The organism is Vogesella perlucida, from assembly GCF_979366545.1.
In genome coordinates, this window is the sequence record NZ_CEETRO010000002.1 from 22,556 (window position 1) to 35,085 (window position 12,530).

Sequence of the window (12,530 nt, forward strand, 5' to 3'; positions counted from 1 at the left end):
CGTGTTCTCAGGCCTGGGCCGGGTTGGTGCTGGCAATCAGGGCGCGGGCACTGGCTTCGTCCCAGCCTTGCTGGGCCACTTTCAGGAAGGCCACGCGCTCGTCCAGCATGATCACTACCTCGCTGACACCCTGTACCGCCAGCAGCTGGCGCGATAGCGTGGCCACGTCGCCTTGCCAGGTGTCGCCAATGGGGAACATTTGCGTTTTCACTGCCTTGGGCGGCGTCATGGTAAACGACAGCCACAGCCAGCTAGCCATCAGCAGGCTGGTAAAACCGAACACGCCACCGGCACCGTGGTGGCTGTACAGCCAGCCACCCAGCGCCGCGCCTAGAAACAGGCCGAGCGATTGGGCCGTATTATACACGCCGATGGCGGTGCCCTTGGCGTCAGCGGGGGCGATTTTCGAGATCAGCGAGGGCAGTGTCGCTTCCAGAATATTGAAGGCAATAAAATACAGCCCCAGCCAGACCACGATCAGCCAGAAGCTGGACAGCGCCAGCGCCATGCCCAGCTGGGCAGCGGTCATCAGCGCCACGGCGGCCACGAACACTTGCTTGAGCTTGGCTTTTTTCTCGCCATAAATAATGGCCGGCACCATCAGGAAGAAGCCGGCTACTACCACTGGCAGGTACACCTGCCAGTGCTCGGACTTATCCAGCCCGCCGGTGCTGGTGAGCGCGAAGGGGAGGGTGACAAACATGGCCATTTGCGCGGCGTGCAGGGCAAAAATGCCGTAGTTCAGCCGTAGCAGCTCGGGGTGGCGCAGCACGGCAGGCAGGCGCGCGGTATTGGTGCCGGTGTCGGAGTGAAAGCGCGATACCACCGGGTCGGGGATGATCTTCCACACGCCTACCAGCGCCATCAGCGACAGCACGCCGGTCAGGGTGAAGATACCGTCTACGCCGATATGCTTGGCTAGCAGCGGGCCCAGCACCAGGCTTACCGCAAAGGTGGTGCCGATGCTCATGCCGATCATGGCCATGGCGCGGGTGCGGTTTTCTTCACGGGTGAGGTCGGCCAGCAGGGCGGTAATGGCGGCCGAGATGGCACCGGCGCCCTGGATGACGCGGCCCAGCATCAGCCAGTAGATGTCGTCGGCTTGGGCGGCTATGAAGCTGCCGGCGGCAAACAGCAGCAGGCCGGCGTAGATCACCTTTTTGCGGCCAACCTTGTCGGACAGCATGCCCAGTGGCAGCTGCAGCAGCGCCTGTACCAGGCCGTAGCTACCCAGCGCAATGCCCACCAGGGTGTGGTTGCTGGCACCGGGCAGGGTGGTGGCGTACAGGGCAAATACCGGCAGGATCAAAAACATGCCCAGCATGCGCAGGGCGTAAACACCGGCCAAACCCAGGCTGGCGCGTAGTTCTAATGCAGTCATGTGTATGCGAGTCAGAGGTGGCGAACGGACAGCTGCCAGTGGGGCAGGCCTGCCGCAGGCCAGTGTAGCGGGGTTTGTCTGCCATGCTGTGACAGTGTGTAAACCCTGTTGGCTGTGTGGCCTGCTCAGGCTGCTGGAGCCTGTTGCAATAAGTCCGGTATAGTAGCAGGTTCCCCGATTCACGGTGAGACAGGCATGGACTCCATCCGCATACGCGGTGCACGCACGCACAACCTCAAGAACGTAAACCTGGATCTGCCCCGCCACCAGCTGGTGGTGATTACCGGCTTGTCCGGCTCCGGCAAGAGCTCGCTGGCGTTTGACACGCTGTACGCCGAGGGCCAGCGCCGCTATGTGGAAAGCCTGTCGGCCTACGCGCGGCAGTTTCTGCAGCTGATGGAAAAGCCCGATGTTGACCTGATCGAAGGCCTGAGCCCGGCGATTTCCATCGAGCAAAAGGCCACCAGCCACAACCCGCGTTCCACCGTGGGCACCGTCACCGAAATCCACGACTACCTGCGCCTCTTGTACGCCCGCGTGGGTGACCCGCATTGCCCCGAGCACGACGTGCCGCTGGCCAGCCAGACGGTAAGCCAGATGGTCGACCACGTGCTGGCGCTGCCGGCCGAGACGCGGGTGATGATCCTGGCGCCGGTGATCGTTGGCCGCAAGGGCGAAAACCTGGACCTGTTTGATGATCTGCGCGCCCAGGGTTTTGTGCGCGTGCGGGTAGACGGCGAGGTGTACGAGCTGGACGCCGTGCCCAAGCTGGACAAGAACAAGAAGCACACGGTCGAGGTGGTGATCGACCGCCTGAAAGTGCGCGACGACATGAAGCAGCGCCTGGCAGAAAGCTTTGAAACCGCGCTGCGCCACGCCGAAGGCCGCGCCATTGCGGTAGAGATGGATAGCGGCCAGGAGCACTGGTTCTCGGCCAAGTTTGCCTGCCCGGTGTGCAGCTACAGCCTGCCCGAGCTGGAGCCACGCCTATTCTCGTTCAACAACCCCATGGGGGCGTGCCCCAAGTGCGACGGCCTGGGCGAGATTACCTTCTTCGACCCCAAGCGCGTGGTGGCCCACCCCGAGCTGACGCTGGCTAGCGGCGCCATCAAAGGCTGGGACAAGCGCAACCAGTTTTACTTCCAGATGCTGCAGGCCCTGGCCGCGCATTACGATTTTTCGCTGGAGCTGGCATTTGAAGACCTGCCGCAGCGCGTGCAGCACGTGGTGTTGCATGGTTCCGGGCGCGAGGAAATCGAGTTTACCTACGTGTCGGAGCGCGGCACCAAGTTCCAGCGTGCGCACGCCTTTGAAGGCATCATCCCCAACCTGGAGCGCCGCTACCGCGAAACCGACTCCAGTGCCGTGCGCGAAGAGCTGGCCAAGTACCAGAACAATCAGTGCTGCCCGTCGTGCAAAGGCTCGCGCCTGCGCCTGGAAGCGCGCCACGTATTTATCGGCCGCAAGACCCTGCACGAAGTGAACCAGCTGGCGCTGAAAGAAGCCGCGGCGTTTTTTGGCGGCCTGCAGTTTTCCGGCCAGAAGCAGGCCGTGGCCGAAAAGATCGTGAAGGAAATCAGCGACCGCGTGTCTTTCCTGAACAACGTGGGCCTGGACTATCTGTGCCTGGCGCGCTCGGCCGACACCCTGTCCGGCGGCGAAGCACAGCGCATCCGCCTGGCCAGCCAGATCGGCAGCGGCCTCACCGGCGTGATGTACGTGCTGGACGAGCCGTCCATCGGCCTGCACCAGCGCGACAACGACCGCCTGTTGGCCACGCTGATGCGCCTGCGCGACCTGGGCAATAGCGTGATTGTGGTGGAGCACGATGAAGACGCCATCCGCGCCGCCGACTACCTGGTGGACATGGGCCCCGGTGCTGGCGAGCACGGCGGAGAGGTGCTGGTAGCCGGTACCCCGGCCGAAGTGGCCGCCTGCGAGCGCTCGGTCACCGGCGATTTCCTGTCCGGTCGCCGTTTGATACCGGTACCAGTCAGCCGCCGCGAGGTGAACCCCGAACGCATGCTGCACATTGAAGGCGCCAGCGGCAACAACCTGAAAGACGTCACGCTGGACCTGCCGCTGGGCATGCTGGTGTGCATTACCGGCGTGTCCGGCTCCGGCAAATCCACGCTGATCAACGACACCCTGTACAAGATCGCCGCGCGCGACCTGAACGGTGCCAGCGAAGAGCCGTCGCCGTACCGTCGTATTCGCGGGCTGAACCACCTGGACAAAGTCATTAACGTAGACCAGAGCCCCATCGGCCGCACCCCGCGTTCCAACCCGGCCACCTACACCGGCCTGTTTACGCCGATTCGCGAGCTGTTTGCCGGCGTGCCGCTGTCGCGCGAGCGCGGCTATGGCCCGGGTCGCTTCAGCTTTAACGTGAAAGGCGGCCGCTGCGAAGCCTGTCAGGGCGATGGTGTGATCAAGGTAGAAATGCACTTCCTGCCTGACGTCTACGTGCCGTGCGACGTGTGCCACGGCAAGCGCTACAACCGCGAAACGCTGGAAGTACAGTACAAGGGCAAGAACATTACCGAAGTGCTGGAAATGACGGTAGAGCAGGCGCTGGAGTTCTTCAGCGCCGTGCCCAGCGTCGCGCGCAAGCTCAAAACGCTGATGGACGTGGGTCTGGGCTATATCCGCCTGGGGCAAAGCGCCACCACGCTGTCCGGCGGCGAGGCGCAGCGCGTGAAGCTGGGGCTGGAGCTGTCCAAGCGCGATACCGGCAAAACGCTGTACATCCTGGACGAGCCCACCACCGGCCTGCACTTCCACGATATCGATCTGCTGCTGCAAGTGCTGCACCGCCTGCGCGAGCACGGCAACACCGTGGTGGTGATCGAGCACAATCTGGACGTGGTCAAAACTGCCGACTGGCTGATAGACCTGGGTCCGGAAGGCGGGGCAGGTGGCGGCCAGATCATTGCCAGCGGCACGCCAGAGCAAGTGGCGGCCAACCCGGCCAGCCATACCGGTCACTATCTGGCACCGTTGCTGCAGCCGCGCAGCTAAGCCACAGATCATCGGCAAAATGCGGTTAGAATCAGCTACCGGGCTGCAATGTGGCAGCCCGCTAAAGGGGAAAGCATGTTAACGCTAGGCAAGATCGACCATATCCATATCCGAGTCAGCGACGGCAGCAAGGCCGTAGAGTGGTACGACCGCGTGCTGGGGCTGGCACCGGATGCGCGCTACAAGCACATGCAGGAAGGCCCGCATAGCGCCATGATGCTGGCCAACCCCAGCGGCACCGTGCGTCTGGCGGTGAGCGAGGAACCAGGTGCCGGCTGCCTGGCCGGCGCGGTGGCTTTTGTGGTGAGCGGGCAAGACTTTCTGGAGTGGATAGACCAGCTTGCCGGCGAGCGTGTGCTGAACCGCGACGGCCAGACCATCGCCCGCGACAGCGTGCACGACCACGGGTTTTTCTGCTCGATCTCGTTTGTGGATCCGTTTGGCAACCCGTTCGAGATTGTCAGCTATGACCACACCTGGCTATCGGGCAAGCTCAAGCTCAAGCGCGCACCGGCTTGATGAAGTGTGTCCGCTATGCGGACGATGCTTGAATGCCGGTTCCGCCCGGCAGACGGGAAAGGGGGCGGATTGCCGCCCCCTTTTCTATCGCTGAGCGAATCATAGATTCGCACGCAGACCCCGCAACCCGGGGCTGCTCGAAACCCCTGCCAAAATGGCACGCCCCAGGCGCCGCCGAACTCGCATCGCTGAGCAAATCAGAGATTTGCACGCAGATCGCTAACGGCGCGGGGCTCAAACAAATCGGCGTCTTGCGCGTGCGAATCTTTGATTCGCTCAGCACAATCCTGGGGCGCACCATTTTGACCGGCTCACGCCAACGGGATGGGGCGCTTCACTCACGCTCTCCTACTTGATGGTCAAGCACACTTACCATAACTAAATGGCATTGGCCTGCCGGCGGGTTTTTCTTGCGTGTTGCAGCGGCATAACGATAAGTTAACGCGTCGCCTTTGCGGCCAACCTTGTTCTTTACCGGAGCCCGCCATGTCACTGGCCACCTTGCTGTTGTTTCTGCCTGCCTGCTTTGCGCTCAACCTGGCCCCCGGCCCCAACAACCTGCTGTCGATCAGCAATGCCACCCGCTACGGCTTTGCTACCGCCTGTCTGGCCGGTGTGGGCCGCTTGCTGGCGTTTGCGGTGATGATTGCGCTGGCATCTACCGGGCTAGCGGTGGTGTTGCAGGGCTCGCTGTGGCTGTTTACCGCGATCAAACTGGCCGGTGCCGGCTATCTGTTCTGGCTGGCGTGGCAGCTGTGGCGTGCTGGCAGCCTGAGCGGCCCGGCCGATAGCCGCCCGTCGCAAGGCCTGCGCGAGCTGATGCGGCAAGAGCTATGGGTGGCCGCTGGCAACCCCAAGGCCATCCTGATCTTTACCGCGTTCTTACCGCAGTTTGTCGATACCGCGCAGCCGGTGGCGCCGCAGTTTTTGCAGCTGGGCGTGGCGTTTTTGCTGCTCGAGTGGGTGGCCATCGGCGTGTACGCCGCGCTGGGCGTGCAGCTGAAGCGCTGGTTTGCCACCCCACGCGGCCAACGTGTGTTCAACCGCAGCTGCAGCGTGCTGCTGGGCGGCGCCGGCTTGGGGCTGCTGTTGGCAAGGCGTTAGGGCGGGGCCGTTATGGGGGAAGGCTCGCTGCGCGACGGCGTTTTTCCCGGATGCAGCAGTGCCTTATCCGGGCAACGGGCTTGGCAGTCGGGCAAGAAAAAGCCTCATCCACGTTTAATGGGTGAGGCTTTTTGTTTGTGCGGCCGCTAGCCGCCAGCTCAGGCCGCCTGGCGTTGGCCGGACAGCATGCTGGCCAAGCGTGCCTGGTTGCCGGCGTTTTGCACATTGGCGAAGCCGGCGCTTTGCAGCTGCTTGCAGGCCATGGCTGAGCGCATGCCGCTGGCGCAGTACAGCAGTACGGCAGGTGGCTTTTGCTGCTTCAGCCAGTCCAGGCGGCTGGCCAGCTGGCCCAGCGGAATATTGATGGCGCCATCCGCGTGGCCGCTGGCGTATTCGCCGTGCTCGCGTACATCGATGATCAGTGCCCCTTGCGGTATGGCCGCAGCCGGTTTGGCTGACTTGCCGAACAGTTTTTTTAACCAGTGGATCATGGCCTGTCCTTGTGTGTCCGGTAGATATTGTTATCGGGTGGCAGCGGGTAACTGCCACCTTTCTTATCGACAGCAATAAGTCATTTCTGAAGGCAGGCTGTCTGTTCGGGCAGGCCGAGTTTTTTCAGCAGCAGCGCCAGCGGGCAGAAGTTGCTGAGCGAGTACTGCAGCAGGTTGGCCCCCACGAAGGCGGTAAGCCACAGCCAGTGCGGGCTGGCAAACAGCGGGCTGGCCTGGGCACCCAGTGCCAGCGAGAGCAGGATCATGCAGCCGGCAAAAAAGCGGATAGCGCGTTCTATGGTCATGGCGAGGTTCTTTCCTGAGGTTGGCCGCGGAAGGCGATGTAATACAGCAGCGGGATCACCACCAGCGTGAGCAGGGTGGACACGAAAATGCCGAAGATCAGCGAGATGGCCAGGCCGTTAAAGATGGGGTCGTCCAGAATGAACAGCGCGCCGATCATGGCGGCCAGGCCAGTCAGTGCGATGGGCTGGGCGCGGGTGGCGGCCGAGCGCACCACGGCGCTGGCCAGCGCACTGCCGGCGGCTACTTCCAGCCGGATGAAGTCCACCAGCAGGATGGAGTTGCGCACGATGATGCCGGCCAGCGCGATCATGCCGATCATGCTGGTGGCGGTAAACGGTGCGCCCAGCAGGGCGTGGCCGGGCATGACGCCTACCAGGGTGAGCGGAATCGGCGCCATGATCACCAGTGGCATCAGGTAGGAGCCAAAGTGGGCGACTACCAGCAGGTAGATCAATACCAGGCCCACGGCGTAGGCCGCCCCCATGTCGCGGAAGGTCTCGTAGGTGATCTGCCACTCGCCATCCCATTTGATGGCGTACTCGCGCTGCGGGTCGGCGGGCTGGTGGATGAAGTACTCGCCCAGCGGCTGCAGGTTGGCGGTGTGGATGCCGGCGAGTTGGCCGCGCAGGGCAAACATGCCGTATAGCGGGCTGTCTGCACCGCCGGCCATGTCGCCGGTAACGTAGTCCACCGCCATGCCGTCTTTGCGCAGGCGCGGGCGTTCTGTGCTGGCAGGGACGGCGCGTACCAGCTCGGACAGCGGCATCACGCTGCCGTCGCCGGCGCGCACCGGCAGCGCCAGCAGGGCATGGGTGTCGGCCTGTAGCGCTTGCGGCAGGCGCAGCTGTACCGGCACCGCGTATTTGCTGAGGTCGTGTAGCCAGGTGGCGTTATCGCCCGACAGCCCGGCAGCCAGCGTGGTGACGATGGCTGCCTGCGGCACACCGCGCTGCATGGCTTTTTCGCGGTCGATCAGCAGCACGGTTTTTGGCCCGGTGGGCTGCACGGTGCTGTCGATGTCCACAAGATGGCTACCGCGCTTGAACACTGCCTCCAGTTGCTGTGCCACGCTGGCGCGCCCGGCGGCGGACGGGCCGTACACCTCGGCCACGATGGGCGCCATCACCGGCGGGCCGGGCGGCACTTCTACCAGCTTGATGCGGGCGCCGTACTGGCGCGCAATCAGCGCCAGCGCCGGCCGGTAGCGCAGTGCCAGGCTATGACTGGATGCGCTGCGCTGGTGTTTGTCTTGCAGGTTGATCAGGATATCGCCGCTTTCAAAGCCGCTACGCAGATAGTACTGGCGCACCAGGCCGTTGAAGTTGATCGGTGCAGTGGTGCCGGCGTAGGCCTGGTAGTCCACCACCTCGGGCTGCTGGCCCAGCCACTGGCCCAGGCTTTGCAGCGCGGCGGCGGTGTCTTCCAGCGGGGTGCCGGCCGGCATGTCTACCACGAGCTGCAGCTCGGATTTGTTATCGAATGGCAGCATTTTCAGCACTACCAGTTGCGCCACCGGCAGTGCCAGCGACAGCACCACCATTCCGGCTACGCCCAGCAGCAGCAAGCTACGGGCCCGGCCGCCGCTGTGCGGGTGCAGGAAAGGGGCGAACAGGCGTGCGGCCAACGGTTGCAGGCGGGCCGACAGGCCATCGTGGTGGCTGTGCTGGCTAGCCAGCCAGCGCTGCGCCAGCCACGGCGTCAGCACAAAGGCGATGGCCAGCGAGATCAGCATGCCCATCGAGGCATTGATGGGGATGGGGCTCATGTACGGGCCCATCAGGCCGCTGACAAACGCCATGGGCAGCAGGGCGGCAATCACGGTGAGCGTGGCCAGGATGGTGGGGCCGCCCACTTCGTCTACCGCGCGCGGAATCAGCTCGCCCAGGCTGGCATCTGGCGTGAGCTGGCGGTGGCGGTGGATGTTTTCCACCACCACGATGGCGTCGTCCACCAGAATGCCGATGGAGAAAATCAGTGCAAACAGCGACACGCGGTTCAGCGTAAAGCCCCAGGCCCAGGACGCAAACAGCGTGGCGGTAAGGGTAAGGATAACGGCCACGCCTACGATGGCGGCTTCGCGGCGGCCCAGCGCCAGCATCACCAGCGCCACCACGGCGGCGGTGGCAAACGCTAGCTTCTGGATCAGCTTTTGCGCTTTGTCGTTGGCGGTGGCGCCGTAGTTGCGCGTCTGTGTCACCTCGACATCGGCGGGGATCACGCTGTTTCTCAGCTGGTCTACACGGGCCGCCAGCGCATTGGCGATATCTACCGCGTTCTGACCCGGCTGTTTGGTGATGCTGAGGGTGACTGCCGGGCGCGTGCCGTGGGCATCGCCGTACCACACGTACTGGCTGGCCTGCTGCGCGCCGGCGCTGACCTCGGCCACGTCACGCAGGTAGACGGGGCGGCCGTTTCGCACCGCCACGATCAGGCTGGCCACCTGGTCGGCGTTTTGCAGGTAGGGGCCAGCTTCCAGCGTAATGGCGCGCTGGTTCACGGTGTGGCCCAGTGGCAGCGCCAGGTTGGCCGCAGACAGCGCCTGGCGCAGGTCGGCTACGGTGAGGCCGGTGGTGTGCAGTTTGTGTGGCTGCAGGCTCACGTTGATGGCCTGGCCAGGGTCGCCGCTGGTGGTGACCTCGCGCGTGCCCGGCACGCGCTTGAGCTCGCCTTCCAGCGCGCGGGCAACGCGGGCCAAGTCCAGGCTGCCCAGGTTTTGCTCGGGGGCGTGCAGGGTAAAGGTAACGATGGGTACGTCATCAATCCCCTTGGGCTTGATTAGCGGCTGGCCTACGCCCAGGCCTTGCGGCAGCCAGTCGGCGTGGCTGTGGATGGTGTCGTACAAGCGTACCAGCGCGTCGATGCGCGGCACGCCCACCTTGAACTGCACGGTAAGGATGGCCATGCCGGGGCGGCTTACTGCGTACAGGTGATCCACACCGTCGATCTGCCCTAGTACTTGCTCGGCAGGTTGTGCCACCAGGCTTTCCACGCTTTCTGCACTGGCACCTGGGAAGGGAATCAGCACATTGGCCATGGTGACGTTGATCTGCGGCTCTTCTTCACGCGGTGTTACCAGCACGGCAAACAGGCCCAGCAGCAGGGCCAGCAGGGCAATCAGCGGGGTAATGCGGGCATGCTGAAAATACGCGGCCAGCCGGCCAGCCACGCCCAGCTTGTGCGGGGTGCTCATTAGCGTGCTCCTGTCTGGCTGGTGCTCAGGACGGCGGCCTGTTCGGCGTTGGCGGCAATGCGCTCACCGGCGCGCAGGCCGGCCAGTACCGGGAAGTAGCCGTTTTCGGCACTACCCAGCCGCACAAAACGCAGGCTGGCGCGGCCGCTGTGGTCTACCACGTAGACGGTATCAAATTCGCGCTGGCGGCTGACGGCGGCGGCCGGTACCCGCAGCTGGCTGTCGCTGCCGCGCAGGCTAAAGCCGGCTTGTACCATCTCGCCTACTGCTACCGCGCTACCGGCTTGCAGGTTGATGCGTACGGTGCGGGTCTGGCTGCCGGCGTCGGTAGACGGAAACCACTCGATGCGGCCAACCTTCAGCGCCTGGCCACGCCAGCTCAGTACCGGGGCTGCTTGCTGGTTGAGGTTGGCGTACACGCTGGCGGGCAGCTGCACCTCTACTCGCAGCGCGCTGCCGTCGTACATCGCCACAATGGCCTGGCCCGGCATGGCCAGCGCGCCCAGGTCGCCGTTAACGCGTGCGATGGTGCCGGCAAACGGGGCGCTGAGCTGGTACAGCCCGGCCTGTGCGCCGCTGGCGCGCGCGGTGGCCATCTGCGCGCGGGCTTGGGCTTCGGCGGTTTTCAGCTGCGCTTGGGCGGCATCCAGTGCCGAAGCGCTGATGAAGTTTTGCGCGGCCAGCTTTTGCGTGCGGGCAAACTCGCGCTGCGCTTGTGCCAGCTGGGCCTGGGCGGCGGCGATCTGCGCCTGGCTGGCGCTGGCGCTCTGCCGCGCCGCTTCGCCATCCACGCGTGCCAGCACGGTACCCGCTTTGACGTTGTCGCCAGCGCGTACCGACAGCTGGGTAATGCGGCCGGATACCGGTACCGACAGCTCGGCGCTGCGCTGAGCCTGCACCACACCCTGGCTGTGGTACAGCGGGCTGTGTTGCTGGCTGCCCAGTAGCAGGGTAGGCAGGGGTGCTGCCAGGGCGGGGCTGGCACAAAGGGCAATCACGCAGGGGCGAAGCAGGTGCACGGTGGGCTCCCGGTAAAATATCTTGCGTGAAACATAATATAAAAATTGATAATGTACAAGCTCAGTATTATCATGGGCTTGTGGTGGCCACCGGGCCTCACGCAGGCCCGATACAGGAGAGATCATGCTGAAACGCAACGCACACGAACTGGTGGCTGCCGCCAAGGCACATATCCATGAATGCACGCTAGAAGAAGCCAAAGCGCAGGTGGCCGCAGGCCAGGTATTGCTGCTGGACGTGCGCGAGCCGGACGAATACCACGCCGGCCACCTGGCCGGTGCCATTAACGTGCCGCGCGGCGTGCTGGAGTTTCGCCTGTCTGGCGATGCCACGCTGGGCGACACCGGCCGGCAGGTGCTGCTGTACTGCAAAACCAGCGGGCGCGCCGCACTGGCAGCGCTGGTGATGCAAGACATGGGCTTTGTGCAGGTACAGTCGCTGGCGGGCGGCTTTGATGCCTGGGTAGCGGCCGGGCTGCCGGTAGACCAGCCGCAGGCGCTGGGCTTCGATTAAGCCTGCCGCTAAAGCAAAAAGGTTGGCCGCGGCCAACCTTTTGCTGTGTGTGCGGTGCGCTTAATACAGGCCGAAGATGCCCATCAGGGTAAACACCAGCACAAAGCAGGTCACGCCGGTGAGCACCAGGTTAGTCTGCTTTTCTTTGCTGAGCGAATCTTCCAGCGAGCGTTCCTGAGTTTTGATGGCATGCACTTGCCGTTGCAGCTCGGCCTTTTCGCCATCCAGCCGCGCGATATTGTCCAGCAGGGCGCTAACTGGGACTTCGGTGATTTTCTCGGTTTCCCAGCTGCTGATCAGGCGCGAGATCTTGTCCTTGAAATAGCGCCCGGAGCGCTGCTCGCTATCCAGAAACTCGATATCAAATCCCTGCGCCGCCAGGCGCGCATTGCGCTTGATGCGCGCTTCTTCGCCTTCGGCCTCGGGGTTGGGCAGGGTGGTGGGCTGCACGCTGTACTCGGAATAATGTGCCTTTAGCCACAAGATAGCCTGGGCGTAGGCATAGCTGGTCAGGCCCAGGCCGGTCAGCTCGGCGCTCAGGTTAAAGCCGGATTTCGGGCCGAACTGCACCATCTGGCGGGGGTGGTCTACCGATACCTGCAGGCAGTTGCGTGTGTTCAGCCATTCGCTGACCTCGCCCTGATACTGCTTCCATTGTCCGCCTTCTACCCGGGCGTAAGCAGCAAACTGGATGCGGAAAAAATCGGACTGCTGGGTTTTGCCAAAGCTGCGCCGTACAAACACGTAAATCGGGCTGCCGCCATCCATCAATGCCAGTAGCTGTTCGCCGTGCGTGGTAGACAAACCGGCCAGAAACACCTCGTTTTCAACGGGCGGTAGCGGTGGCGGCTCTGGCGGGGCTGCGGGGGCGGGTGTTTTGCTGGCTTTGGTATTCATGGTGGTGCAGGCATTAAGAGGTAGCAGCTTTCAGCCTACACGATTTTACAGCAAATGATTATAACTATAGACAGCGCAACTATCGCTT

The 12,530-nt window shown here is 63.6% G+C and carries 10 protein-coding genes; 4 read left to right on the forward strand and 6 right to left on the reverse strand.

Annotation, left to right across the window (positions count from 1 at the left end; all coding sequences use genetic code 11):
• Positions 1-7 precede the first annotated feature (7 nt).
• On the reverse strand, positions 8-1,381 hold the full coding sequence (locus ACZ9XP_RS02675; protein ID WP_147682465.1) for an MFS transporter: 1,374 nt from the start codon (positions 1,379-1,381) through the stop codon (positions 8-10).
• A gap of 195 nt (positions 1,382-1,576) precedes the next feature.
• Here ACZ9XP_RS02675 and uvrA point away from each other — a divergent pair, with 195 nt between their 5' ends.
• From uvrA to ACZ9XP_RS02690, 3 genes are all read left to right on the forward strand, one after another.
• Positions 1,577-4,402, forward strand: coding sequence for an excinuclease ABC subunit UvrA (uvrA, locus tag ACZ9XP_RS02680; protein WP_465187949.1), 2,826 nt, complete (start codon positions 1,577-1,579; stop codon positions 4,400-4,402).
• Between the two features lie 75 nt (positions 4,403-4,477).
• Complete coding sequence (locus ACZ9XP_RS02685) at positions 4,478-4,921, forward strand: VOC family protein (protein WP_438696668.1); 444 nt, start codon at positions 4,478-4,480, stop codon at positions 4,919-4,921.
• A gap of 486 nt (positions 4,922-5,407) precedes the next feature.
• A complete protein-coding gene (locus ACZ9XP_RS02690; protein WP_465187951.1) occupies positions 5,408-6,025 on the forward strand; it encodes a LysE family translocator in 618 nt (205 codons plus the stop codon).
• Between the two features lie 158 nt (positions 6,026-6,183).
• Here ACZ9XP_RS02690 and ACZ9XP_RS02695 read toward each other — a convergent pair whose 3' ends face one another.
• The 4 genes from ACZ9XP_RS02695 to ACZ9XP_RS02710 form a co-directional block, all read right to left on the reverse strand.
• Positions 6,184-6,516 (reverse strand): rhodanese-like domain-containing protein, encoded by a 333-nt coding sequence (locus tag ACZ9XP_RS02695; protein WP_147682469.1) that lies wholly within the window; start codon positions 6,514-6,516, stop codon positions 6,184-6,186.
• 80 nt (positions 6,517-6,596) lie between these two features.
• Complete coding sequence (locus tag ACZ9XP_RS02700; RefSeq protein WP_147682470.1) at positions 6,597-6,821, reverse strand: YgaP family membrane protein; 225 nt, start codon at positions 6,819-6,821, stop codon at positions 6,597-6,599.
• Positions 6,818-10,012, reverse strand: coding sequence for an efflux RND transporter permease subunit (locus tag ACZ9XP_RS02705; protein ID WP_465187952.1), 3,195 nt, complete (start codon positions 10,010-10,012; stop codon positions 6,818-6,820). The genes ACZ9XP_RS02700 and ACZ9XP_RS02705 overlap by 4 nt, the downstream gene beginning before the upstream one ends.
• On the reverse strand, positions 10,012-11,031 hold the full coding sequence (locus ACZ9XP_RS02710) for an efflux RND transporter periplasmic adaptor subunit (protein ID WP_170253498.1): 1,020 nt from the start codon (positions 11,029-11,031) through the stop codon (positions 10,012-10,014). The genes ACZ9XP_RS02705 and ACZ9XP_RS02710 overlap by 1 nt, the downstream gene beginning before the upstream one ends.
• A gap of 124 nt (positions 11,032-11,155) precedes the next feature.
• Here ACZ9XP_RS02710 and ACZ9XP_RS02715 point away from each other — a divergent pair, with 124 nt between their 5' ends.
• Complete coding sequence (locus tag ACZ9XP_RS02715; protein WP_147682473.1) at positions 11,156-11,545, forward strand: rhodanese-like domain-containing protein; 390 nt, start codon at positions 11,156-11,158, stop codon at positions 11,543-11,545.
• A 60-nt stretch (positions 11,546-11,605) separates the two neighbouring features.
• Here the strand turns inward: ACZ9XP_RS02715 and ACZ9XP_RS02720 are convergent, their stop codons facing one another.
• Positions 11,606-12,442, reverse strand: coding sequence for a hypothetical protein (locus ACZ9XP_RS02720; protein ID WP_147682474.1), 837 nt, complete (start codon positions 12,440-12,442; stop codon positions 11,606-11,608).
• Positions 12,443-12,530: the final 88 nt, after the last annotated feature.

Bases quoted from the DNA above. Each gene is read 5' to 3' on its own strand.
- ACZ9XP_RS02675 (WP_147682465.1), bottom strand. From the start codon at position 1,381: ATGACTGCATTAGAACTACGCGCCAGCCTGGGTTTGGCCGGTGTTTAC.
- uvrA (WP_465187949.1), top strand. From the start codon at position 1,577: ATGGACTCCATCCGCATACGCGGTGCACGCACGCACAACCTCAAGAAC.
- ACZ9XP_RS02685 (WP_438696668.1), top strand. From the start codon at position 4,478: ATGTTAACGCTAGGCAAGATCGACCATATCCATATCCGAGTCAGCGAC.
- ACZ9XP_RS02690 (WP_465187951.1), top strand. From the start codon at position 5,408: ATGTCACTGGCCACCTTGCTGTTGTTTCTGCCTGCCTGCTTTGCGCTC.
- ACZ9XP_RS02695 (WP_147682469.1), bottom strand. From the start codon at position 6,516: ATGATCCACTGGTTAAAAAAACTGTTCGGCAAGTCAGCCAAACCGGCT.
- ACZ9XP_RS02700 (WP_147682470.1), bottom strand. From the start codon at position 6,821: ATGACCATAGAACGCGCTATCCGCTTTTTTGCCGGCTGCATGATCCTG.
- ACZ9XP_RS02705 (WP_465187952.1), bottom strand. From the start codon at position 10,012: ATGAGCACCCCGCACAAGCTGGGCGTGGCTGGCCGGCTGGCCGCGTAT.
- ACZ9XP_RS02715 (WP_147682473.1), top strand. From the start codon at position 11,156: ATGCTGAAACGCAACGCACACGAACTGGTGGCTGCCGCCAAGGCACAT.
- ACZ9XP_RS02720 (WP_147682474.1), bottom strand. From the start codon at position 12,442: ATGAATACCAAAGCCAGCAAAACACCCGCCCCCGCAGCCCCGCCAGAG.